The organism is Hypericibacter adhaerens, from assembly GCF_008728835.1.
GTDB lineage: Bacteria > Pseudomonadota > Alphaproteobacteria > Dongiales > Dongiaceae > Hypericibacter > Hypericibacter adhaerens.
In genome coordinates this window covers 4,905,583-4,929,478 of the sequence record NZ_CP042582.1, presented here as the reverse complement: position 1 = coordinate 4,929,478, position 23,896 = coordinate 4,905,583, and the positions used below count along the sequence as shown (strand labels likewise).

At 67.4% G+C, this 23,896-nt stretch carries 21 protein-coding genes and 1 riboswitch; of the genes, 4 read left to right on the top strand and 17 right to left on the bottom strand.

The annotated features are described in order from the left end of the window. Positions 1–16: 16 nt before the first annotated feature. The 5 genes from FRZ61_RS22055 to FRZ61_RS22035 form a co-directional block, all read right to left on the bottom strand. The gene (locus tag FRZ61_RS22055) at positions 17–766 is read right to left on the bottom strand and encodes an electron transfer flavoprotein subunit beta/FixA family protein (protein ID WP_151119763.1); all 750 of its coding nucleotides are present in this window, start codon (positions 764–766) and stop codon (positions 17–19) included. Positions 767–1,019: 253 nt separating this feature from the next. Beyond that, positions 1,020–1,595: a cob(I)yrinic acid a,c-diamide adenosyltransferase gene (locus FRZ61_RS22050; RefSeq protein WP_151119762.1), complete on the bottom strand. Its 576-nt coding sequence runs from the start codon at positions 1,593–1,595 to the stop codon at positions 1,020–1,022. Positions 1,596–1,671: 76 nt separating this feature from the next. Further along, positions 1,672–1,869 carry a twin transmembrane helix small protein gene (locus FRZ61_RS22045; protein WP_151119761.1) on the bottom strand — a complete coding sequence of 66 codons (198 nt, stop codon included), beginning with the start codon at positions 1,867–1,869 and terminating at the stop codon, positions 1,672–1,674. 108 nt (positions 1,870–1,977) lie between these two features. Then, positions 1,978–3,147, bottom strand: a complete 1,170-nt coding sequence (locus tag FRZ61_RS22040; RefSeq protein WP_151119760.1) for a polysaccharide pyruvyl transferase family protein — start codon at positions 3,145–3,147, stop codon at positions 1,978–1,980. Between the two features lie 139 nt (positions 3,148–3,286). Further along, positions 3,287–3,892: a 2-hydroxychromene-2-carboxylate isomerase gene (locus tag FRZ61_RS22035; protein ID WP_151119759.1), complete on the bottom strand. Its 606-nt coding sequence runs from the start codon at positions 3,890–3,892 to the stop codon at positions 3,287–3,289. Between the two features lie 158 nt (positions 3,893–4,050). On the opposite strand from FRZ61_RS22035, the gene FRZ61_RS22030 reads away from it, so the two are divergent. Next, complete coding sequence (locus FRZ61_RS22030) at positions 4,051–4,443, top strand: hypothetical protein (protein WP_151119758.1); 393 nt, start codon at positions 4,051–4,053, stop codon at positions 4,441–4,443. Positions 4,444–4,524: 81 nt separating this feature from the next. Here FRZ61_RS22030 and FRZ61_RS22025 read toward each other — a convergent pair whose 3' ends face one another. From FRZ61_RS22025 to FRZ61_RS22000, 6 genes are all read right to left on the bottom strand, one after another. Further along, a complete protein-coding gene (locus FRZ61_RS22025) occupies positions 4,525–6,165 on the bottom strand; it encodes an acyl-CoA dehydrogenase family protein (protein ID WP_225308945.1) in 1,641 nt (546 codons plus the stop codon). Positions 6,166–6,413: 248 nt separating this feature from the next. Continuing rightward, complete coding sequence (ccrA, locus tag FRZ61_RS22020) at positions 6,414–7,703, bottom strand: crotonyl-CoA carboxylase/reductase (RefSeq protein ID WP_151119757.1); 1,290 nt, start codon at positions 7,701–7,703, stop codon at positions 6,414–6,416. 335 nt (positions 7,704–8,038) lie between these two features. Next, positions 8,039–9,307 carry a M48 family metallopeptidase gene (locus FRZ61_RS22015; protein ID WP_151119756.1) on the bottom strand — a complete coding sequence of 423 codons (1,269 nt, stop codon included), beginning with the start codon at positions 9,305–9,307 and terminating at the stop codon, positions 8,039–8,041. Positions 9,308–9,311: 4 nt separating this feature from the next. Further along, positions 9,312–10,478: a YjgN family protein gene (locus FRZ61_RS22010; RefSeq protein ID WP_151119755.1), complete on the bottom strand. Its 1,167-nt coding sequence runs from the start codon at positions 10,476–10,478 to the stop codon at positions 9,312–9,314. A 244-nt stretch (positions 10,479–10,722) separates the two neighbouring features. After that, the gene (locus FRZ61_RS22005) at positions 10,723–11,649 is read right to left on the bottom strand and encodes a hypothetical protein (protein WP_151119754.1); all 927 of its coding nucleotides are present in this window, start codon (positions 11,647–11,649) and stop codon (positions 10,723–10,725) included. A gap of 10 nt (positions 11,650–11,659) precedes the next feature. Beyond that, positions 11,660–12,562 (bottom strand): nuclear transport factor 2 family protein, encoded by a 903-nt coding sequence (locus tag FRZ61_RS22000; protein ID WP_151119753.1) that lies wholly within the window; start codon positions 12,560–12,562, stop codon positions 11,660–11,662. 252 nt (positions 12,563–12,814) lie between these two features. Then, a riboswitch (SAM riboswitch) is annotated at positions 12,815–12,889 on the top strand. A gap of 213 nt (positions 12,890–13,102) precedes the next feature. Here FRZ61_RS22000 and metZ point away from each other — a divergent pair. After that, on the top strand, positions 13,103–14,251 hold the full coding sequence (gene metZ / locus FRZ61_RS21995) for an O-succinylhomoserine sulfhydrylase (protein WP_225309281.1): 1,149 nt from the start codon (positions 13,103–13,105) through the stop codon (positions 14,249–14,251). 122 nt (positions 14,252–14,373) lie between these two features. Here metZ and FRZ61_RS21990 read toward each other — a convergent pair whose 3' ends face one another. Next, positions 14,374–15,522 (bottom strand): IS4 family transposase, encoded by a 1,149-nt coding sequence (locus FRZ61_RS21990; RefSeq protein WP_151115011.1) that lies wholly within the window; start codon positions 15,520–15,522, stop codon positions 14,374–14,376. 150 nt (positions 15,523–15,672) lie between these two features. Further along, complete coding sequence (locus tag FRZ61_RS21985; protein ID WP_151119751.1) at positions 15,673–16,488, bottom strand: hypothetical protein; 816 nt, start codon at positions 16,486–16,488, stop codon at positions 15,673–15,675. Positions 16,489–16,619: 131 nt separating this feature from the next. Here FRZ61_RS21985 and FRZ61_RS21980 point away from each other — a divergent pair, with 131 nt between their 5' ends. Beyond that, on the top strand, positions 16,620–18,644 hold the full coding sequence (locus FRZ61_RS21980; RefSeq protein ID WP_151119750.1) for a protein meaA: 2,025 nt from the start codon (positions 16,620–16,622) through the stop codon (positions 18,642–18,644). A 2-nt stretch (positions 18,645–18,646) separates the two neighbouring features. Further along, positions 18,647–19,057, top strand: a complete 411-nt coding sequence (locus FRZ61_RS21975) for a GFA family protein (RefSeq protein WP_151119749.1) — start codon at positions 18,647–18,649, stop codon at positions 19,055–19,057. Between the two features lie 194 nt (positions 19,058–19,251). On the opposite strand, the gene FRZ61_RS21970 is transcribed toward FRZ61_RS21975, so the two are convergent. The 4 genes from FRZ61_RS21970 to FRZ61_RS21955 all read right to left on the bottom strand — a co-directional run bounded on the left by FRZ61_RS21970 (position 19,252) and on the right by FRZ61_RS21955 (position 23,554). Beyond that, entirely contained in the window at positions 19,252–21,468 is a 2,217-nt protein-coding gene (locus FRZ61_RS21970; RefSeq protein ID WP_151119748.1) for a xanthine dehydrogenase family protein molybdopterin-binding subunit, read from the bottom strand. Positions 21,469–21,471: 3 nt separating this feature from the next. After that, positions 21,472–21,927 carry a (2Fe-2S)-binding protein gene (locus FRZ61_RS21965; RefSeq protein WP_151119747.1) on the bottom strand — a complete coding sequence of 152 codons (456 nt, stop codon included), beginning with the start codon at positions 21,925–21,927 and terminating at the stop codon, positions 21,472–21,474. A 332-nt stretch (positions 21,928–22,259) separates the two neighbouring features. Further along, positions 22,260–22,853, bottom strand: a complete 594-nt coding sequence (locus FRZ61_RS21960; RefSeq protein ID WP_151119746.1) for a CHAP domain-containing protein — start codon at positions 22,851–22,853, stop codon at positions 22,260–22,262. Beyond that, positions 22,850–23,554, bottom strand: coding sequence for a TIGR02281 family clan AA aspartic protease (locus FRZ61_RS21955; RefSeq protein WP_151119745.1), 705 nt, complete (start codon positions 23,552–23,554; stop codon positions 22,850–22,852). The genes FRZ61_RS21960 and FRZ61_RS21955 overlap by 4 nt, the downstream gene beginning before the upstream one ends. Between the last annotated feature and the right edge of the window lie 342 nt (positions 23,555–23,896).

Sequence of the window (23,896 nt, the reverse complement as noted above, 5' to 3'; positions counted from 1 at the left end):
GTCCCGTCTCCCGCCCTCAGATGACCTTGGCCTCGTTGCGCAGCTTGTCGACCAGCTCCGCCACGGACTTGACCTTGGCGCCGGCCTTGCGCTTGGCCGGCTCGACCACCTTGAGGACCTTGAGGCGCGGGCTGGGATCGACGCCGAGCGCCTCGGGCGTCACCGCCTCGATCGGCTTCTTCTTCGCCTTCATGATGTTGGGCAGCGAGGCGTAGCGCGGCTCGTTGAGGCGCAGGTCGGTCGTGACCAGCGCCGGCAGGTTCAGGATCTCGGTCTCGAGGCCGCCATCCACCTCGCGCTTCACGCGCAACTTGCCGCCCTCGATGGTGAGCTTCGAGGCGAAGGTGCCCTGCGGCCAGCCGAGCAGGCCCGCCAGCATCTGGCCGGTCTGGTTGGAATCGTCGTCGATCGCCTGCTTGCCGGTGATGACGAGGCCCGGCTGCTCCTTCGCGATCACGGCCTTGAGCAGCTTGGCCACGGCCAGCGGCTGCAGCTCGACGTCGGTCTGCACATGGATGCCGCGGTCGGCGCCCATGGCGAGCGCCGTGCGGATCGTCTCCTGCGAGCTGGCCGGCCCGCAGGCCACGGCCACCACCTCGGTGGCGGTGCCCGCTTCCTTCATGCGCACCGCCTCTTCGACGGCGATCTCGCAGAACGGGTTCATGGCCATCTTGACGTTGGCCGTTTCCACGCCGGTGCCGTCGGCTTTCACCCGCACCTTCACATTGGCGTCGATCACGCGCTTGACCGCGACCAGTACCTTCATCTCTGGATCTGGCTCCGAATTGTCTGTTGAAAAAGGCCGGCCGCGGCGCCCCCGAGCAGCCCGCGAGGCCGACCCCGCTTGTTATTTCGCAGCGCACAATAGGGACAGGGTTGGGGCCTGTCAACGCGCCCGGCCGCAACTTTCTGTCACCTTCCGGGGCCGTAAAAAGGCCGGTTCCGCCAGGATTTCCAAGGCGCCGCCAGGGCGGCCGGGGCTTCAGGCCGAAATGCCGGAACCGCTGGGCGCCCGGCTCTTAACGATTGGCGCCGGGCACCCAGAGCAGGTCGGACTTGCCCTTGCGGTTGAGCCAGCGGGCCAGCACGAAGAGATGGTCGGAGAGCCGGTTGATATAGCGCACCGCCTCCGGATTGACGGGCTCCTGCTGGGCCAGCGCCGTGATCAGCCGTTCCGCGCGCCGCACCACGGTGCGGGCGAGATGGAGATGGGCCGAGGCGGCGCTGCCGCCGGGCAGGATGAAGGAGTTGAGCGGTGCCAGATGCGCGTTCATCAGGTCGATCTCGCGCTCGAGCCGCAGCGTCTGGGCCTCGTCGATGCGCAGCGCCCCGGCGCTGCTCTTTCCTTTACCGGCCTTCGTCTCCGGCATGCAGAGGTCGGCGCCCAGATCGAACAGGTCGTTCTGGATGCGCGCCAGCATCTGGTCGGCCTTGCCCCTGGTATGGAGCCGCGCCAGGCCAATGGTGGCGTTGGCTTCGTCGACCGTGCCATAGGCCTCGACGCGGCGGTCATGCTTGGCGACGCGGGCACCCGAGCCCAGCGAGGTCTCGCCCTTGTCGCCGCCCTTGGTGTAGATGCGCGTGAGCTTGACCATGGCGATCCTTCGTCTGGGGGTGAGGGCTCGTTGTTCCTGGGACAAACCCCGCCGTCGCGACGCCGCGGTTCCGGGGTCAGTTGCGCATCGTCAGCATCAGGGCGAGGAAGAGCAGGACCGCGATGCCCTGCATCAGCACGCGCAGGCGCATCAGCTTGTTGCCGTGGCGTTTGTTGAAGTCGCCGCCGCGCGCCATGGTGAAAAGGCCCGCGAACAGCACGGCCAGCGTGCCGAGCATGGCGATGAGGAGAAGGACGAAGAGAACGCTGCGCATCGGGCGACTATAAGAGGCGTGCCGATCAAGGGCGAGGGGGATCGGTGGGGCAGCTTGCCGCTCCCGCCTTCCTAAGAGCGGCCCTTTTTCCGACCGGATCGTCGCTCGTCAGCGCGCGTTCTCGCCGTTGGCCGCGAAACCGTAGGGGGCGTTACCGGGCGGGGTCAGGCCGACCGACGCGAAGAACCGCGACATCCGCTCGATCATTGCCACCCAATCGGCCAGCTGATGGTCCAGAATCGCGCGCGACCAGCCGACGACGTCGGTCTTCGTGATGCGTGAAACCAGATCTTCCATGCTTTCCTGCGTCGGATCGATGAGGCGCGAGAGAAAGCCTTTTGCGGTGTCGGATCTTGCCGAATGGCTCACGACATAGGAGGGGATGCCGAGGGCGGCGCAGATGCCGGCACCATGGACGCGGGTTGTGACCGACAGATCGAAATCCGCATAGAGCTCGAAGTAATCGCGTGGGTCATAGGCATAGCGGATTGGCATCGCGTCGCCGAGCAGCGCGGTGAGCTCGGGAAGCTCTTCCACGAAGTGAAGGATCAAGCTGCAGTCACAATGGGAAGCCAGGGACCGGAACAATGCCACGGTTGCATCGCGTATAGCGAGTTCGACACGCTGGTTGTTTCGGCCGTTCGCGCCCTGGAGGCAGAGCGCGATCCGAAGCGGATGGCGCGAACGCCGCAGGCGCGCCCGTGCGGCATGCAGAGAAGGACAAGGACGAGATTCGACCGGCAATGGCGACAATAGCTTCACTGCCGATTCGTCGCGCACCGTAATCAGACGTGCACGCTCCAGCAGTTGTCGGTCTTTCGCCGAAAGCTCGTTGAAAGAGAGCGACCGTGTTCCTTCGAAACTGCCCAATCCCAGATATGCGGTCGGCAGCTTATGTGCGAGAGCGATGTCGATCAGCGGCAGCACCGGGTCGCCGATCCATTCCGGGGTGCCGGCGAATATGCAGGCGTTGAGGACGCTTCCGTCGAAGCCGGCTCGAACCGAGTTATCCCAATGGCCTTGGAAGGGTTTGGCCAGATCATAGGGGTTGAACGCAACCGTGACGGGTCCTTTGTCTCCTTCAATGGTCTGCACTACCGGGCGATCATGAGCGATACGCCCCATGATCAGCTCCGGGTTTCTGTTGTAGATCAGCGCATTGTGTTCAGGGAGCACCGCCTCGACGAGCCGTCGGACGCCATAAAGAATGAAGTCGTCGCCGCAGTTCCACGAACGCGTCGAGGAGTAGACGATATTCGGAACTTGCGGCCACGCCATTGGATCGGCCCCTGATGGCTATTCCAATTGCCGCCGCGACTATATCAAAGTTGTAAGTTGTTATATATATGCACGCAACGAAAAATAGTGGAAATCTATGTTGACTGCATCGACAAATCCAGGCTTTGAACCCTCGGGCTCAGTGGACGCAAAGCCGGCGTTTCAGCAGTAGAATCCGGTCATTCCCCCAGAACATCTCGCCGCCGGTGACGAAGCTCGGCACGCCGAAGACGCCGGCTTGGCGGGCCTGCTCGATGGTGGCGCGGTGCAGTGCCGCCGTGGCCGGCGCGTCGATGCCGGCGACGAGGCGGGTGCCGTCGAGGCCCGCTTGGCCCGCGATGCGGGCGAGCGCCGCGTCGTCCTTGGGCACCGCGCCCTGCACCATGACCGCATCATAGAGCGCCGTCACGAAGGCGCGGCAGCGTCCTTCGACGGCGGCGGCGACGGCCGCCAGGTTGATGCGATCCCAATCGCCCTGGCGCCAGTCCGGCGTCGTGATCTTCACGCCATAGAATTCGGCCCAGCGGCGCGTGTCGATGTCGCGATAGTCATGCTCGTACTGGCCGGAAACCCGAAGGCCGGTGCTGAAGGGCGTCGCGCCGCGCGCGGCCAGCAGCGCCGACAGTCCCAGCGGGCGCCAGTTGACGGTGGCGCCGAACTCGCGCTCCAGCACCGGAATCTGCGTCGCCGCCAGGTAGGAGTAGCGGCTGTCGATCGAGAAATAGAAGTCGATGGTCGGTGGCATGGGCGCCCGTCTCGAAGGAGGAAGATTTCGGGCGATTCCTAGCCCGGACCGGACGGGACGGCAATCGAACGCCGTCGCCGGGCGACGAGGGGCTTGCGTCGGGTTTGTTTTAGGATAGTATTTATTTAATTTTATACAACTTATAGGAGCATACGACGATGAAGACGAGGTCGATGGCCCTGCTGATGGCGCTCAGCCTTCTGACGGCCTTGCCGGCGCAGGCCGGCATGCTGGGGCGTTTCGAGGTGGTGGAGGATCGCACCCGCGCCGCCGATGCGGCCGAGCGAAGCAGCGTTCTCTGGAGCCTCGATACCGGCAGTGGGGCCGTGTCGGTCTGCACGGCGGCGAAAGCGAGTTGCAAGACCGAGACCGGCATGTGGCCGCAGGCCGATCCGGACAGCAAGCCGCGCTATCGCATCGCCGCGCACGGGATCGATGGCGAAACGCCGATGGCGAGCCTCTGGGTGATCGACACGGCTACCGGCACGATCCAGCGCTGCCAATCGGACCTGGCGGCCGAGCCCGCGCTGGTCTGCGCCAAATCGCGCTGACGCCACTTGTCTTGGCTGCTGCCCTCGAGCCCGATCACGCGCCCGAGGAGGGCTGCAGACGCGGCGTGTGGGTGAGGGGTCTCAGTTCCGCCCGCTCAGCAATCCGCGTGCGATCACCTGGGCCTGGATCTCGGCGGCGCCCTCGAAGATGTTGAGGATGCGCGCGTCGCAGAGCACGCGGCTGATCGCATATTCCTGGGCATAGCCGTTGCCGCCATGGATCTGCAGCGCGTTGTCGGCATTGCCCCAGGCGACGCGGGCGGCCAGGAGCTTCGCCATGCCGGCCTCGATGTCGCAGCGCCGGTCGCTGTCCTTCTGGCGCGCGGCGAACCAGGTGAGCTGGCGCGCCAGCATGATCTCGACCGCCATCCAGGCGAGCTTGGTGGCCACGCGCGGGAACTCGAGGATCGGCTTGCCGAACTGGATGCGGTTCTTGGCGTAGTCGAGCCCCAGCTCCATCGCGCATTGCGCCACCCCGACGGCGCGCGCCGCCGTCTGCACGCGCGCGGATTCGAAGGTCGCCATAAGCTGCTTGAAGCCCTGGCCCTCGACGCCGCCGAGGAGATTCTCGGCCTTGACCGCGAAGCCGTCGAAGCCCAGCTCGTATTCCTTCATGCCGCGATAGCCCAGCACCGGGATCTCGCCGCCGCTCATGCCCTCGGCCGGGAAGGGTTCGAGCTCGGTGCCGCGCGGCTTCTCGGCGAGGAACATCGAAAGCCCGCGCCAGTCCGAGCTCGAAGGATCGGTGCGCGCGAGCAGCGTCATCAGGTCCGAGCGCGAGGCGTGGGTGATCCAGGTCTTGTTGCCGGTGACGCGATAGACGTCGCCATCCTTCACCGCGCGGGTCTTGAGCGAGCCCAGATCCGAGCCGGTGCCGGGCTCGGTGAAGACGGCCGTGGGCAGGATCTCGCCCGAGGCGAGCTTGGGCAGCCATTTCTGCTTCTGCGCCTCGGTGCCGCCGAGCCGGATCAGCTCGGCCGCGATTTCCGAGCGCGTGCCGAGCGAGCCGAGGCCGATATAGCCGCGGCTGAGCTCCTCGGTGACGACGCACATGGCGAGCTTGCCGAGCCCCGAGCCGCCGAAGGCCTCCGGGATGGTGAGGCCGAACACGCCCAGCCCCGCCAGCTCCTCGACCACGTCGAGCGGGATCAACTCGTCCATGAGGTGCCAGCGATGGGCGTCCTCGCGATGGTCCTCGGCGAAGCGGCGGAACTGCTCGCGCGTCAGGAGCAGGATCTCGTCGTCGAGCGCGGGCTCGCCGAAATCCTCGTCGGCGATGAGCTCGGCCAGACGCTCGCGCGCCTTGCTGGTGTTGGCGCGGATCAGGCTCTGGACCGCGGGCTCGGAGGAGAGCGCCTGCGCGCCCTCGGGCAGTCCCAGATCGGCCGGCCGCACCACCTCGCCCTGCGAGATCGCGATGCCGCCTGCCATCTGCGCCAGATATTCGCCGAAACCGATCTGGAGGATCAGCCCCTCGCGCTCGCCGAGCCTATCGGAAGCCTCGAGCCGCTCGGCCCAGGCCAGCGCCTGGCGCAGCGCTTCGGCATAGGTCGCATACCAGGCGAAGCCATGGGCGGCATATTGCGCCTGATCGAGCGCCGCCGCATCGACGCGGCCTCCCGGCGCCAGGTCGCGGGCCAAGGCCATGCGCGCCTCTTCCACCAGCCGTTCGGCCGGCGCCAGCGCGAAGCGGCAGGTCTCGGTGAGATCGGGAAGGAGCAAGGGGAGGGACTCCGGAGAAAGGAATTCGTGGGTGGTGAGTGCTAGTCCTGAGCCCTCCGTTCGCCGACATCATCCTTTGCGTCATCCCCGCGAAAGCGGGGATCCATCTTTCCGCAGCGCCGACCTTGGCAGGCATGGGCCCCCGCTTTCGCGGGGGTGACGGCGGAGGCGCGATGCGACGCGAGATGATGGTGGCAGCGATCGGGAAGGCTGTCGGGCGCGACTCTAAGCGAGCCGCGCCGCCGCCGCTATGCCTCGATCGCGTCTTCCAGCGTGCGCAGGCCCGGGCGCTTGGCCTGGACCAGCACGGCCATGTTGCCGGGCTTGTGCTGGTTCTTCCACATCTTGGTGTGGGCGCGCGGGATGTCGTGCCAGGAGAAGACCTCGGACATGCAGGGATCGATGCGCCGCTCGACCACGAGCTGGTTGGCCTGGGCCGCCTGCAGCAGGTTCGCGAAATGGCTGCCCTGGATGCGCTTCTGGCGCATCCAGACGAAGCGGGCGTCGAAGGTGATGTTGTAGCCGGTGGTGCCGGCGCAGAAGACCACCATGCCGCCGCGCTTCACCACGAAGCAGGAGACCGGGAAGGTGGCCTCGCCCGGATGCTCGAACACGAAATCGACGTCGTTGCCCTTGCCCGTGATCTGCCAGATCGCGGCGCCGAACTTCCGGCATTCCTTCATGTAGTTGCCGAACTCGGGGCCATTGACCGTGGGGAGCTGGCCCCAGCATTTGAAGTCGTTGCGGTTGATGAGGCCCTTGGCGCCGAGCTGCATGACGAAGTCGCGCTTGCTCTCGTCGGAGATGATGCCGATCGCATTGGCGCCCGCCGTCGAGATGAGCTGCACCGCCATCGAGCCGAGGCCGCCTGAGGCACCCCAGACCAGCACGTTATGGCCGGGCCTGAGGATGTGCGGGCGATGCCCGAACAGCATGCGATAGGCGGTGGCGAGCGTCAGCACATAGCAGCCGCTCTCTTCCCAGGTCAGATGCTTCGGCCGGTGCATGAGCTGGCGGTCCTGGACGCGCGCGAACTGCGCGAAGGAGCCGTCCGGCGTCTCGTAGCCCCAGATGCGCTGCGAGGGCGAGAACATCGGATCGCCGCCGTTGCATTCCTCGTCGTCGCCGTCGTCCTGGTTGCAATGGACCACGACCTCGTCGCCGACCTTCCAGCGCTTCACCTTGGAGCCGACGGCCCAGACGATGCCGGCCGCGTCGGAGCCGGCGATGTGAACCTCGGCCTTGTGCACGTCGAAGGGGGAGATGGGCGTGCCCAGCGCCGCCCAGACGCCGTTGTAGTTGACGCCCGCGGCCATCACCATGACCAGCACGTCGTGGCTGTCGAGCGCCGGTGTCGGGACGGCTTCCACCTGCATGGCCTTCTCGGGCTCGCCATGGCGCTCGCGCCGGATCGCCCAGGCATACATCTTCGCCGGCACATGCCCGAGCGGCGGGATCTCGCCGACCTCGTAGAGATCCTTCACCGGCTGCTGCGGCGGCTCGCTGCGCAGGGGCACCACCTTCGCTGGCTCGCTCATGACACCGTCCTCCTTGATGCGGCTCCCGCGACCCCATCCGCCGGCCTGGTTCTGAGGACGGCTTCCCGAAAAGATGGCGCGGTGCTCGGATAACGGATGTATCGGCTCGCCGTTCCTTTTGCAATGCACAAATGATCGGATTGTTACAGTCCGGGCGCTTGAAAAGATATTTTATTTCTCACATGCGCCATGCATTGTCATAATCAGAAAGAATTCCAGGGTTTCCAGAGACTGGAAATTACACGGATATCGCAACGCGACAGCGCGGTTGCAGCATCCGCCCTTCTAATTCCTTTCCCCGCGAGCAGGAGAGGGGATTCGCCAGGCTGCGTTGCTCAGGGGACCGACTTCCGAGGCTTCCCCTGCTGGGCGTTGCCGCCAGAGGCGGGCGCGTTCTCGGTCGTGCTGCCCGAAGGCGCCGTCGTTGTCGATGTGCCGGCGCCAGCGTCCGGGGCCGTGCTTTCCTCGTCGGTGTCGCCGGTCGAGGCACCCGTCGCGTCCTTGGCGCAGACGGCCTTGAGGGCGCGCCATTCTTCGGTGTCGAGGGCGTGCATGCCGGTGGCGGGACGATCGGTGGCGGCAATGCGCTCGGCCAGGCCCGGATGGCTGGCAAGCCAGTCGGGCAGGATGCCCTGGCTCTCTTCGGGCTTGAGCTTGCGGAAGAAGCTCGCGAGACCGTCGGCGCGCAGGCCCGCCGCCTCGAGCAGCGCCACGCCGCGCGCATCGGCGGCGGCCTCCATGCGCCGCGTATAGGTGAAGCCCACGAGGATCTGGCCGACATTGCCGACATCGCTGCCGCCGAGCGCCAGCGTCAGCGCGGCGCCGACGCCGAGCTGCTGGATGGCGCCCTGCAAAGGATGGCGAAGGTCCAGGTGCGCCAGCTCATGCGCCAGCACGCCCGCCACCTCGTCGCCCGATTCCGCTTTGTCGATCAGGCCGCGGAAGACGACGATGTGATTGCCGGGCAGGGCGAAGGCATTGACCATGCTGCCGTCGATCACGTCGAGCGTCAGGGGCGGGTCCTCGATCTCGTCGGGGGCGAGGCGCGAGATCAGCGCCGTCAAGGCGGCGAGGCCCGCGCTGCCATGGCAGGTGGGCGAGAGCGAGAGGAAGGCCTCGCGCATCGAATTCCCCAGCGGCGCCTCCCAGCGGCGCGGCGTCGCCTGGGCCGCCTCCTCCGCGAGGATCGGGAAGGCGACATAGAGCACCCCCAGGAGCGCGGCCACGACGACGCCCCAGATCGCGGCGCGCTTCAGGCCGCGATAGCTCCGCCGCCGGCGCCATTTCGTCAGGTCCGGACGCAGCGCCAGCAGCATGTTGCGTGTGCCGCCATCCGCCAGGATCAGCCGCGCGCCGCCGCCCTTGGCGAGATCGCCCGCGAGCGCGTAGGCGCCACCGCTTCCCGCGCCCGGCATGTCCACGACCTCGAGCTCGCTCAGGGGCCACTCGGCCAGGAGGCGGCCGTCGGTCGCGACGATTTTGAGCTTGGTGCCGGCCATGGCGACCCGCACGGCATGCGCGACCGCGTTGCGCCCGTCATAGAAGCGGCTGGGCGCCTCTTTCGCCGGCTCCTTCGCCGCCCGGGGATCGGATTTCGTGGCCATCGGATCAGAACATACCCGGGTCGAACGCCTCCAGCAGCCCTTCGCCGAAACGCGGCCGCGCGATCGTCGATTGCGTCAGCCGCGTGCCGTCGAGCTCGCCCTGGATCTCGAGATTGCGCTCGATGAAGCGCAGCGTACGCTGGATCAGGATCGGATAACCGAAGCCCAGCGTCACCACATAGATGACGGCGTTGCCGGCCCAGAGCCCGATCAGCCTTCCCGCCGTGGCGTGGCTCTGGAAGCGCAGAGTGGCGAACTGCGCCGAGCCGGCGGTCACGCGATAGAAGGTCGCGGCATAGAAGGCCCAGCCCAGGATATAGGCGAGGCCGAAGCCGAGAAGGATCGTCGCATAAGCGACGAAGACCAGCTGCACGATGGTCCGGGCTTGCGCGTCGTCGGGTACTCCGCCTTCCATCTGGTGCTGCTGCACGTAATCCATGAAGCCATCGAGGTCGAGCCAGCCGCGCAGATAGGCGAAGCCGCCGATGGCTCCCATGAAAAGGGCCGCGAGCGCCAGGGTCAGCACGACGCTCAGGATGAAGGCGCCATAGAGGGGCCCGGCGCGGAGATCGAGCTGCAGCCGCTCGCTGCCGAACCAGCTCGCGTTGGCGCGCCAGTTCACCAGCTTCGAGGTCACCCAGGGCTGCGCCAGGCCGAGGCTGAGCGGCAGCAGCAGCGACAGCAGGAGCGCCTTGATGCCGTAGCTCCAGCCCGAGCCCGTCATGCCGCCGCGCACGCCGCGCCAGAGGGTGCGGGTCAGCCGGTAGTTTTGCGCCGTGTAGTGGGCCACCAGCGCCAGATAGACCACGAAGAACATGAAGGCGAACTGCACGACGACCGCGATCACCGAGGTCGGCCCCAGGGCGAACTGCAGCACGCTCTGCAGGATGCCATAGAGGACGATGAAGCCCAGCACGATCAGGAAGCCCTTGAAGAGCTCGCCGCCGGTGCCGGTATATTCGAGCCGGTCGCCCTGGAAGCTCACATGCGACCAGACATAGCGGCGGATCCGGGTCTTGGCCCAGAAGCGGAAGATGCCGATGGTGATGACGGTGAGCACGAGATTGAGCAGATAGATCTCGTAGAGCCCCATCAGGCCGCCGTCATAGACGAGACGCTGGGTCCCCGCCCCCGGCAGCGCCGGTTCCCCTGCCGTCGTTATCGCCGCCATGCCGTCCCCCTGCAGCGGATGGTTGTGGTGCTGTCGATTAAATCAAATCGGCTGGCGCAGGAGAATGGGCAGAAAAGAATCCGAGAACGATCGGAGAATAATTCCCTCCCCCCTTGCGGGGGAGGGTCAGGGTGGGGGATGACTCGATGTTCGATCCTGGACACCGGCCATGCTTTCTCGAATGAGCAGGCATCGCGCAGCCCCCACCCTAACCCTCCCCCTCGAGGGGGAGGGGACAAGAGAGCTAGTACCCCATCTTCCACCGCCCCTCCTCCATCGCCAGCGAATAGCTGCTCCAGCCGTCGGGGTCGCGCAGCAGGGCGGTGGCGGTGCCGTCGAAGAGGTAGATCTTCTCCAGCTTGGCGTAGACCGCGTCCGCGCTGCCGCCATCGGCGAAGACCATCTGCTGGATCGTTTCGACCGCGCCGGAATCGAGGACGCTCAGGAGGGGATGATCGGAGGTCAGGGTGGCCCTGACGGCGTCGGCGTCGCCGGCGGCGACCGCATCCAGGAATTGCCGGAAGGCCTGCCCCTGCTCGCTGCTGCGGGCCTTGTCGGCCTCGATCGTTCCGATCACCTGGGCCGCTGGCAGGACCGTGGCGGTGAAGGCGACGTCGAAGCTGTAGCTCTGCGGGCCGGGCCGCTCCTCGTAATTGACCACCTCGATCGGGCCGCCGGACGCGATCCGGCCGGTGACGATGCCCTGGGCCCGGTCCTCCGCGAAGTCCGTGAGCCGGAGATCGGGCGAATCCTCCTCGAAGGCGGAGAAATATTGCGGCAACTCCTCGTCCGGCAGCAGGGTCCAGCCGTCCGGCACGCGGCCGGTGGCGGGGTCGATCTCGATGACCAGCGCGCGCAGCTCGCGCAGATAGGCGAGCCGGGCCGCCGCCGTATCGTCGATCCGCCCGTCCGCCGGCATCGGCCGGTCGGTGAGGATCAGCATGATCGTCCGTTCCGGCGTGTCTTCCCCGCGCAGCTCCGGAACCGCCACGATCTCGCGCGCATAGGCGTGAGTCAGGATCGTCGGCGTCGTGTCGAGCGTGAGCGTGCCCTCGGCCTTGCCGGGATCGCCGGCGAAGGCCGGCGACAGGGCGCCGCCGGGCAGGAGTGCCGCCGCCAGCACCGCGGCCGCGCGCAACGTCAGCATGAAACCGAACCGCCGCCGCGACATGCGCCGCCCCTCAGTAGCCCATCTTCCATCGCCCGTCCTCGCGCGCGAGGGGGAAGCTGCTCCAGCCGTCGCTGTGGCGGAGCAGCGCGATGGCGGTGTTCTCGTAGACATAGATCTTGGTCAGCAGTCCGAAGAGCTGATCGACCGAGCTGCCGTCGGCGAACATCATCTCCTTGATCTGCGCCATGCCCTCGGGGTTGAGCATCGACAGCGCCGGATGATCCTTGGTCACGATGGCCCTGAGCTTTTCCGCATCGCCGTCGGCGACCGTCTGCAGGAACTGCTTCAGGAGCCTGCCCTGCTCGCTGTCCTTGGCCTGGTCGCCCTCGAGGGTCGCCGTCAGCGTCGGCGCGGCGACGAGCGGGGCCGTGAAGAGCACGTTGAAGGTGAAGGTCTTGGGCCCCGGCCGGTTGTCGAAATTGACGATCTCCATCGGCTCGGTCGTCTTGACCTTGCCGGTGACGGTTCCCTTCGCCTTGTCCTCGGCGAAGCCCGCGAGCGACACGCTCGGCGGATCGCCGGCGACGCTGAAGAACTGGGGCAGCTCCTCCTGCGGCAGCAGCGTGCGGCCGCTCTGCACCTTCCCGGTCGCCGGATCGATGTCGAGGACGAGCCCGCGCATCTTTCCGTCATAGGCGAGCTCCATCGCCGCCATGTCGTCGACGCGCCTGCCTTCCGGCATCGGCCGGTCGGTGAGCAGCACCATGATGGTGCGCTCGGGCGATCCTTCCATGCGCATTTCCGGAACCTCGACCACCTCGATCGCATAGGCGTTGGTCAGCGCGGTCTGCGCCTTGTCGAGCCGGAGCGAGCCGTCGGCCTTGCCGGCCCCGGCGGCCTCGGCCGGCGCGACGGGCGCGCCGACGATCATGAGCATCAGGGCCAGCAGGGCGCCGGCCGGCAATCGCAGCATCGCGGGAACTCCCACCTTTCGACCGGGGTCATGGGGCCAGGGTCCTGGCCCTCGCCTTCGTGCCGCCGGTTCCACCGGCGTCAGAATGCCCGGCCGGGCCCGCGCTGGCGAGAGTGACGGCGCGTTAATCTCCATGACGATCGTGGGAAGCTTCCTGCCATCGAGGGCGTTCGTCTTGCCGGCGGTCCCTCAGGGTTGACTTTGCCCGGACCCTGGCCATACTTGCCGCCGACCCTGATGGCCGTTCGCGGTGCCGGGGTCCGTGGTCATTTGTGCCGGCTTGCGGCCACGTTAAATAAGCAGCTAAAAGGCCCAGGGACGCTTATGAACCTCGGCCTTTTCGGTCGAGGTTTTTTTTGTGGGCGCCGGTCTTGAGGCCGGCCGCCCTCGGAGACGTCCATGACGAAGAAGAAGAGCCCGTCAGCAAAGGGCTCGAACGCCAGCAGAACCGCAACGCGGGCGAAGGCGGCCGACAGCGCGCCGCCGCCCCGCCTCTCGGGCGACAGCGCCGATCCGGCCGGCTGGCATCCCGACACGCGCATGATCCATGGCGGCGTGCTGCGCTCCGATTTCAAGGAGACGGCCGAGGCGATCTACATGACCTCGGGCTTCGTCTACAGCTCGGCCGAGGAGGCGGAAGCGGCCTTCGCCAACACCAAGCCGCGCTTCGTCTATTCGCGCTTCTCGAACCCGACCGTGCAGATGTTCGAGAGCCGCATGACGCTGCTCGAAGGGGCCGAGGATGCGCGCGCGACCGCGAGCGGCATGGCGGCGGTGTTCGCGAGCCTCGCCTGCCAGCTCAAGGCCGGCGACCGGGTCGTCGCCGCCGACGCCCTGTTCGGTTCCTGCCAGTACATCCTGGCCGAGATCCTGCCGAGATACGGCATCGAGACGGTGCTGATCGACGGGCGCGACCTCGGCGCCTGGCGCAAGGCGCTGTCGAAGCCGACCGCCGCCGTGTTCCTGGAGACGCCCTCCAACCCGGGCCTGCGCATCGTCGATCTCAAGGCGGTCTGCGACCTCGCGCACAAGGCCGGCGCCTCGGTGGTCGTGGACAATGTCTTCGCCACGCCGCTCCTGCAGAAGCCGCTCGAATATGGCGCCGATGTGGTGGTCTATTCCGCGACCAAGCATATCGACGGGCAGGGCCGGGCGCTCGGCGGCATCGTGCTGGGCAGCCGCAGCTTCATCAACGACAAGCTCCAGCCCTTCCTGCGCCATACCGGCCCCTCGCTCTCGCCGATGAATGCCTGGCTGCTGCTGAAGGGGCTCGAGACGCTGGAGCTGCGGCTCGATCGGCAATGCGCCAGCGCGCTGCGTGTCGCCCAATTCCTCGCCAGCCAGAAGAAGATCGAGACGGTGCTCTATCCGGGCCTGAAGAGCCATCCGCAGCACGCGCTGGCCAAGCGCCAGATGAAGGCCGGCGGCACGCTCGTCAGCTTCGATCTCAAGGGCGGCAAGGCGGGCGCCTTCCGCTTCCTCAACGCGCTGAAGCTGATCCTGATCTCGAACAATCTCGGCGATTCGAAAAGCCTGACGACGCATCCCGCGACCACGACGCACCAGCGCCTCGGCCCCGAGCTGCGCAGGCAGCAAGGCATCGGCGACGGCATGGTGCGTCTCTCGGTCGGGCTCGAGGCGCCCGAGGATCTCGAGGCCGATCTGGCGCAGGCGCTGAAGGCGGTCTAGAAGCGGCCGCTCCTCCAGAGCCTCGCTTTACTGTCATTGCCGGGCTTGACCCGGCAATCCAGGGCGGTGCACGCGATGGCACTGGATGCCCGGATCAAGTCCACGGCTGTCCGGTTCGGGTTTCATGTCCACGGGAGGACCATTTGGCCCGGCTCGATCCGGGGTATGGGCTCCGGCTCGAGCAGACGGTCGATGCGCCGGCGGTGCATGAGGTTGGCCCGCACGAGGCGAGCGAAGGCCAAGGTGCCGAGCGGGCTCTCGATGGCCTTCTGAGCCAGCCGCAACAGCAGGAAGGCGATGAGCGCGACGGCGATCTGAATGCGCACGGCATTCTCGCAGGTACCGAGAAAGTGGCGGATTTTCAGGGTCTGCTTGACCCATCGGAAGAACAGCTCGATGGCCCAGCGGCGCTTGTAGAGATCGGCGATCTCCTGGGCGGATGCGTCGAGATCGTTGCAGAGGATGCGCAAGACCTTGCCGGCCTCGGTCTTGACCCGGACCTCGCGCACCGGGTCCTGGAACGGGTTGTGCTGGCTGGCCGCCTGCCGGGCGGGCAGATAGCCGACGCGGTCGGAAAGGATGGTGCTGTCTGCCGGCAGCGGGTTCCGGGCAACGACAGCCAGCGGCGTGTTGGATTTGAAGCGGGTGACGATCCGGCAGCCGGCGGCGTCCATCGCGGCCCACCAGGCGTAGTCGTAATAGCCGAGATCGAAGACATAGGTGGCGCCGGGCTCGATCGGCATGGCCTGGGCGGCGGTGATGTCGTTGACCCGAGCCGGGGTGACGGCGGCGTAGATCGGCCGGTCGGCATCGGGATCGTAGATCACATGCAGCTTGGCTCCACACACGCCGGCGCTGAAGCGGGCCCAGTCCCGGCTCAGGCTGTTGAGCGGCAGGCCGCTCGAATCGATCAGGTAGGTGACCTCGGCAAGCTGGCGGCGCAGCCCGCGATGGGCCTGCATCATCAGGGCGGCCAGCAGATCGGTGAACAAGGCGCTGGGCCGCAGCGCGTTGGCGTCGGCCAGGGTCGAACGACGGACCTTGTCCCCACCCAGGTGATAGAGCCGTCTCTCGTGGCTCTCCAGTCCCGTCACGATCTCACGCAGGCTGCTCGCACCCGAGAGTTGGCCGTAGAGCAGCGCCATGAACTGGCTCTTGCTCGTCAACTGGCGAACCCGTGCGTCGCTGCCGTGCCGCTCGACCAGGCGCGCAAACTCGTCCCAGTTAATCAGCTTAAGAAGCGAATGAAATACGCTATTCTCGTGCGGCACGGCGTTGGTCCTTTCTCATGTCCCGGAACATTTGGCGATGTCCAGGACCGAGTAGAATCAACGCCGTGCGCCCAGTCCACTAAAACTCAACCGGACAGCCGTGGATCAAGTCCGGGCATGACAGAAGAAGGCGCGCTCCTGCCATCCTCCTCACACCTGCTCCGGCGCCGCACCCGTCATTCGCCGATAGGCCGCGGCCCCGATCGCGGCGTAGGCGACATAGACGATCTCGAGCAGCAAGGTCGTGAACACCGCGCCGGGAATCCGGAAGGGCAGCAGCTCGGTGTTGAAGAAGGCCGTGACGATCTCGGCGCTGCCGACCGCGATCATGCAGCCGAAGAGGATACAGAGCGGGATTCCCATCAGCCGGAACCGGTTGCCCTCGGCGACCCGCCAGGCCCGGTCGAGGACGCCCGCGGGACCGTCGCTCGCCACGATGGGAACGATCGAGGCCAACCATCCGGCGGCCCAGACCCAGCAGAGCCCATAGAGCGCCAGGAAGGCGATCACGGCTTCGGGCGAGGCCAGGAACGCGCCGAGAAATGGCGAGAGAAATCCGCCGACGATGGCGGGCATGCCGGCCACGAGCGCGATCAGAAGCAGAAGACCCAAGAGGCGCCACTGGCGCGGGCCCCAGCGGAAGAGGCCGCCCAGGGGCGGGATCTCCGCGAACAGCACCAGCCGGGCCACGAGCAGCAGCAGGTTGACGGAGAGAAGAAGCTCGACCAGCAACCGGACCAGCCGCAGCAACACGATGCCCATGCCCGGCGTTGCCGCTGTTTCCGCATCCGGCGCCGGACCGGGCGCGCCGGCGGCGCCAAGAAGGTCGAGCGCGATCTCGATGGCGAGGATGACGAGGATCAGCAGGATCAGCCGGCGCCAGCCGGGCCGCAGGGCGCGGAACGCGTCCTCGATCGTTCTGAAGACCGGCAGCTTGGCTGGCGCGGTCTCGGTTTCGTTCGGCATCGATCCCCCCATTTCGGCAGGCCAGTCGTTTTAAGGGCCTGCTCGGCACCGGTCCAGGGCTCTATTGCACTGCACAATAAACTGGCCTTAAGGTCGTCACCCCCGGAACTGGAACCCCCCCGGACGGAGCCATGAGCCAAGGCGGCGAGAACAAGCGGAAAGGCGGCGACGGCGCCAAGGGCGGCCGCGACGAGCCCTGGCTGATCCGCACCTATTCCGGCCATAGCTCGGCCGCGGCCTCGAACGCGCTCTATCGCCAGAACCTCGCGCGCGGCCAGACCGGGCTCTCGGTCGCCTTCGACCTGCCGACCCAGACGGGCTATGACGGCGATCATGCGCTGGCCCAGGGCGAGGTCGGCAAGGTCGGCGTGCCGGTCGGCCATCTGGGCGACATGCGCACGCTCTTCGAGGGGCTGCCGCTCGATCGCATGAACACCTCCATGACGATCAACGCGACGGCGCCCTGGCTGCTGGCGCTCTATATCGCGCTCGCCGAGACCCAAGGGGTGGCGCGTGCGCAGCTCCAGGGCACGGTGCAGAACGACATCATCAAGGAATATCTCTCGCGCGGCACCTACATCTATCCGCCGGCCCCCAGCCTCAAGCTCGCGACCGACGTGATCAGCTTCGCCTATCGCGAGGTGCCGAAATGGAACCCGACCAACGTCTGCTCCTACCATCTGCAGGAGGCAGGCGCGACGCCGGTGCAGGAGCTGGCCTTCGCGCTCGCGACCGCCATCGCGGTGCTGGATGCCGTCAAGGCCTCGGGCCAGGTGCCGGCGGCGGAGTTCCCGCAGGTGGTGGGCCGCGTTTCCTTCTTCGTCAATGCCGGCATCCGCATGATCACCGAGATATGCAAGATGCGGGCCTTCGTCGATCTCTGGGACGAGATCACCCGCGCGCGCTACGGCGTCGAGGACGAGAAGTTCCGCCGCTTCCGCTATGGCGTGCAGGTCAATTCGCTGGGCCTGACCGAGCAGCAACCCGAGAACAACGTCTATCGCATCCTGATCGAGATGCTGGCGGTGGTGCTCTCGAAGAAGGCGCGCGCCCGCGCCGTGCAGCTCCCGGCCTGGAACGAGGCCTTGGGCCTGCCGCGGCCGTGGGACCAGCAATGGTCGATCCGGCTGCAGCAGATCGTGGCCTACGAGACCGACATCCTCGAGTTCGGCGACATCTTCGACGGCTCGCCCGTGATCGAGGCCAAGGTCGAGGCGCTCAAGGCCGAGGCGCTGGCCGAGCTCACGCGCATCGATGCGCTGGGCGGCGCCATCGCCGCGGTCGAGGCCAGCTACATGAAGCAGCGGCTGGTGGAATCGAACAGCCGGCGGCTCGCCGCGATCGAGGCGGGCGAGCAGACCGTGGTCGGCGTCAACCGCTTCGCCGACAGCGCGCCCTCGCCGCTGGTGGCGGGCGAGGGCGGCGGCTTCCTCGCGGTCGAGGACAGCGCCGAGGCGGAGCAGATCGAACGGCTCAAGGCTTGGCGCGCGGCGCGCGACGCGAAGCAGGCGCAGACGGCGCTCGAGGAGCTCAAGCGCGCCGCCAAGGAGGGCCGCAATGTGATGGAACCCTCGATCGCCTGCGCCCATGCCGGCGTCACGACGGGCGAATGGGGCCAGGCGCTGCGCGAGGTCTATGGCGAGTATCGCGCGCCCACCGGCGTCGGCCGCGCGATGAGTGCCGCCGGCGGTGAGGCGCTCAAGCAGGTGAGGGGCCGTGTCGAGCAGGTCTCGTCGCGGCTCGGCCGGCGGCTCAAGATGCTGGTCGGCAAGCCCGGCCTCGACGGCCATTCCAACGGCGCCGAGCAGATCGCGGTCCGGGCGCGCGACGCGGGTTTCGAGGTGGTCTATGAGGGCATCCGCCTGACGCCGGCCCAGATCGCCAATGCCGCGCTCGAGGAGGGCGTGCATGTGGTGGGGCTCTCGATCCTCTCGGGCGGCCATGTGGCGCTGGTGAGCGACGTGAGGGCGCGGCTCCAGGCGCTGGGCCTCGGCGATCTGCCGGTCGTGGTCGGCGGCATCATCCCGCCCGAGGACGAGGCGAAGCTCAAGGCGGCCGGCGTGGCGCGCGTCTATACTCCCAAGCACTATGACCTGAACGCGATCATGGCCGACATCGTCGAGCTGGTGGATCGCAGCTTCAAGGAAGCGGCTTAGCGATGGCGTTCCGTCCGGCCGAGGGTGGCTGCCTCTGTGGCGCGGTGCGCTATCGCATCGACGCGGAGCCCAAGCTCGCCGACATCTGCCATTGCAGCATGTGCCGAAAGAGCGCGGGCGCGCCCTTCATCGCCTGGATCGCGGTGCCGCATACGGGCTTCCATTGGACCAAGGGCGAGCCTGCCGCCTATCGCTCCTCGAAGGACGCGACCCGCTATTTCTGTGGCCGCTGCGGCTCGCAGCTGATGATGCGGGGCGGCAGCAATGCCGAGCTCGACGGCGTCCTCATCGGCAGCCTCGACGAGCCCGCGCGTTTCGTGCCCACCGCCGAAGGCTGGGCCTCGGTGAAGCTTCCCTGGGTCAAGCTCGGCCTGCCGCTCGAGAGCCATCCGAAGGACAATCCGGCGTTTTGAGAGGCGTCGCGGCTTCGACCCTTTTCTCTCCATCCGCTCAGCGTCCTCATCGTCATCCCCGCGAAAGCGGGGATCCAACGTCAAGCTTGCATCGCTGGATCAGGATGGATCCCCGCTTTCGCGGGGATGACGAGAAGACGTCATGACGAGGCACCTCTCCCCACAGGGTGGGGAGAGGTGATGCAGCCTTCTCCTCACGTCGCGCTCAAATCCGTCTTGCTCATCGGCAGGGTGCGGATGCGCTTGCCGGTGACGGAGAAGACGGCGTTGGCGATGGCGGGGCCGATCGGCGGCACGCCCGGTTCGCCCACGCCGGTGGGGTTCTCGGTCGAGGGCAGGATATGCACCTCGATCTGAGGCATGTCCTCCATATGCAGCACCTCGTAGCCGTCGAAGTTGGTCTGCTGCACGGCGCCGCCCTCGAGCGTGATCTCGCCCTTGAGGATGGCGCTGAGGCCGTAGCCGATGCCGCCCTCCATCTGCGCCTTGATCACGTCGGGATTGATCGCCGTGCCGCAATCGACCGCGCAGACCACGCGCTCGACCTTGATGGCGCCGTTCTGGATCGAGATCTCCGCCACCTGGGCCACGAAGCTGCCGAAGGATTCGGCGACCGCGACGCCGCGGCCCCTGCCGTTGGCGAGCTCGCCGCCCCAGCCCGAGGCGTCGCGCACCTTCTCCAGCACGGCGCGATGGCGCGGATGGTTCTCGAGCAGGCCGAGCCGGAACTCGATCGGGTCCTTGCCCGCCTCATGCGCCAGCTCGTCGAGGAAGGCCTCGGTGGAGTAGGCGGTGTGGGTGCTGCCGACCGAGCGCCACCAGAGCACCGGCACGCCGGTCTTGGTCGTCACCAGATCGACCGTCAGGTTCGGGATCGCGTAGGGCAGGTTGGCGGCACCCTCGACCGAGGTCGCGTCGATGCCGTCCTTGACCATGCCCTCGAAGGGCGTGCCGCCCAGGATCGACTGGCCGACGATGCGATGCTGCCAGGCGACGATCTGGCCCTGCGCGTCGAGGCCGGCCTTGAGCGTGTGGTAATACATCGGCCGATAACGCCCGCCGGTCATGTCGTCCTCGCGGGTCCAGACCAGCTTGACCGGCGCCTTCCAGCCGATCGCCTTGGCGGTCGAGACCGCTTCGGCGATCACGTCGGCGTCGGGCACCGCGCGGCGGCCGAAGCTGCCGCCCGACATCATCACATGCAGCTTGACCTTCTCCGGCGGCAGCTCGGCGATCTGCGCCGTCACCGCCTGATAGAGATCGGGCATCTGATGGCCGCCCCAGACCTCGATCACGTCGTCATGCTTCCAGGCGACGGCATCGAGCGGCTCCATCGCCGCATGGGCGAGGTAGGGGAACTCGTAGGCCGCCTCGACGGTCTTCGCGGCGCCCGCCATCGCCTTGGCCGCGTCGCCGTCCGCGCGCGCGGTCTTGGCGTCGGTGCCGCCGGCGAGCTTCTTGTAGTCGGCCATGATCTCGGCCGTGCCGCGCGTCTCGGCCTGGCTGTTGTCCCACTCGACCTTGAGCGCCTCGCGGCCCTTCATCGCGTTCCAGGTGCTGTCCGCCAGCACGGCGACGCCGCGCGGAATCTGCACCACGTCGACCACGCCCTTGACCGCCTTGGCCGCGGCCGCGTCGACGCTCTTCACCGTGGCGCCGAAGAGCGGCGGATGCTGGACCACGGCATAGAGCATGTTCGGCAGCTTCACGTCGAGCGTGAATTGCGCCGTGCCGTTGGTCTTCGAGACGTGATCGACGCGATGGAGCGTCGCGTCGCCGATGAGCTGCCAGTCCTTGCGGTCCTTGAGCGCGACATCGCCCGGCGGCGTCAGGCTCGCGGCCTTCTCGGCCAGCTCGCCGAAGCTGGCCTGCTTGCTGCTGGCGTGCGACAGCACGCCCTTCTCGACCTTGATCTCGCCCGCCGGAACGTTCCAGCTCTGCGCCGCGGCCTGGACCAGCATGGTCCGCGCCATGGCGCCGGCCTTGCGGTAGCGCTCGAAGGAGCTCGCCATCGCGGTCGAGCCGCCGGTGCCCTGCATCACCCCGCCCCAGGCGAGGTTGCCATAGAGCTTGGTGTTGCCGGCGCCACCCTCGGCCCGCATCTGCGACCAGTCGGCGCCGAGCTCCTCGGCGACGAGGGTGGCGATGCCGGTATAGGCCCCCTGGCCCATCTCGAAATGGGCGGAAAGCACGGTCACGCTGTTGTCGGGCGCGACGACGATATAGCCCTGGAACGGATTGGCGGCGTCGGCCGCATGGGCGGCGGTGATGCGCCCGCCGGGCAGCACCGCGCCGATCACGAGGCCGGCACCGGCCAAGGCACCCGCCTTGAGGAAGCCGCGCCGGCTGGCGGGGGCGAAGGCGCCCGCGGCGCGATGCGGACGGAGCGCGAAGCGATCGAACGGCAACATGGCTCAGATCTCCATCAGCCGGGCCGCCTCGTGGATGGCGGCGCGAATGCGTTGATAGGTGGCGCAGCGACAGATGTTGGTCATGGCCGCGTCGATATCGGCGTCGGTCGGCTTGGCATTGCCGGCCAGCAGCGCCGTCGCCGCCATGACCTGGCCCGATTGGCAGTAGCCGCACTGGACCACGTCGAGATTCTGCCAGGCGGTCTGGACCGCTTTCGCGGCCTTGCCCTCGACCGCCTCGATCGTGGTGATGGCGCTCTCGCCGACATCGCCCACCGCGATCGAGCAGGAGCGCGTCGGCTGGCCGTCGAGATGGACGGTGCAGGCGCCGCAGAAGGCGATGCCGCAGCCATATTTCGTGCCGGTGAGACCGATCGTGTCGCGCAGCACCCAGAGCAGGGGCGTCTGCGGGTCGACGTTGACGCTACGCGTCTCGCCATTGACCTTCAGCGTGATCATCAAAAACCTCTCCCTTGAGATGAGCTGGCGGAGACCCCGCGAGCCCGGAAATCCATGCCTCCCGTATCTGTCGTGATGCGAGAGCTCGCCCGCCGATCGCGTGGACCGGATGGGATCGGCGGTCATGCCGCGTCCATGTCGATTCTTGTGGGGCGCCCGGCCGTCCCTGGAGGTCGGGCGATGCCGAATTTTCTTTCAGATAAGGTCGGCCGCCGGGCTCGACAAGGGTCGATAGGAAAATCGAGTGCCGATCGATGCCGAACTGAAACAATGCGGCTTGTTACGGCCGGGAAACCATCGCTGCGGTGGGGAAATTACGGCCGGGCCTGCTCTCAGGGCAGGACGAACGCGGTCCGGTCGGGCTCGGTGCCGGGCGGATAGATGAAGCCGTAGGCCAGATAGACGTTGCCCCAGCTGTTGGCGCGCTCGTTCCAGAAGCGGACCTCGGTCCAGTCGTTGGCGGCCGAGACATCGATCACCAGCATGTCCTTCACGATCCGCTCGTCATTGTTCCAGTTGGCGTGATCGACGCGGATGCGCCGCGCATCGAGCACCTCGCGCACCACGGCGACATGACCGCGCGACAGCCGCACGCCCTGCGCCAGCACCAGGACCGAATAGGTGGAAGGGGCGGGCCCGCGGCCATAGCGGCCGCCGGCGGCATCCCACCAGCTCCAGGCATCGCCGCGCAGATCGAGGCCGGTTGCCGCGCGCGCATAGGTGACGCATTGCATCCGGGCGTTGTCGGGCGGCGGTGCCGGCGGCTGGTAGCTCACGGCGGGCGTCACGATCGCGGGCGCCGGCGGCGGGGCCGAGACGGCGACGGGGACGGGCGGGGGCTCGCAGGCGGCAAGGAACGAGCCCAGGAGCGCGACGCCCGCGAAGGTCGACAGCACCGCGCCGCGCGAACCGGCCCTGCGCGTCATGGCCTCAGCACCAGCTTGTCGCCTTCGATGCTGAGCCCGCCGAGACTGTCGAGGAATTTCATGCCGAGCAGCGAGCCTCCCATATCGGCTTGGTTGACCAGCGCCGGCATATCGACGCGGCGGATCTGCCCGACCTCGATCGTGCCCAGGGTCACCCGCGCGGCCTGTCCGTTGCCGTTCGCGGTCGAGGTCGGGACGTTGTAGTCGAGCCCCGTGGGGTTGAATCCCAGGCGCTGCGCATCGGCGGGCGAGAGCATGATGCCGGACGCGCCGGTATCCACCAGGAAGTCGATCCGGGTGCCGTCCACCTGCGCCTCGACATGGAAATGGCCGTCATTGGCGCGGGCGAAGACGACGCTGCCATCCGTCTGGAGCTGCGCCTGGCCGGGGATGAGCTCGCCGGTCAGCCGGGCCTTGACGGTGGCGATCATGGCGGAGAATTCAGGCCGGAAGCTGTAGCCCAGCACCAGAAGCAAAAGGATGGCAATCCAGGCGCCCATCTGCCCGATCGCCTTGCGCGGCTTGAGCCGGAACATCGCGATGCAGCCGGCCCCGAGCAGAGCGAGCCAGCCCAGCATGCCGGCCAGGGCCGGAAGATTGCCTTCCTGCTCGAGCGCGCCGGGGAAGCGATGGGCCAGCCCGAAAACGAGCAGCCCGACCCCGAGAGCGCCGATCAGGTAAAGCAGCCAGGGTCTGCGCATCCGTAACCCGTCTTGCTGGTGTCCTGGGGCGCCGGCCGCGGCCGGCGCCTCGAAAGGGCGGCGGGGGACCGGGCGCCGCCTTAACCACGACTCGCGGCCGGAATCATGAATCGCGGGCGCCCATGAAAGCAATCGTTCCCGTCGCGGCCGTTCCACGCAATGAAATCACGCCATCCGTTAACAAGCCGGAGAGAGGCGGCGTTGAGGACGGTTTCGCGTTGACGCGGGTGCTGAGGGGCCGATAGCCTCGGGACCATGAGCAATGAGCTCCCCACCAGCCGGCGAATTATGGCCGCGCGAATTAGCCTCCGGGCGCCCGTCGGGCGTTCGGTCGTTGTCGCG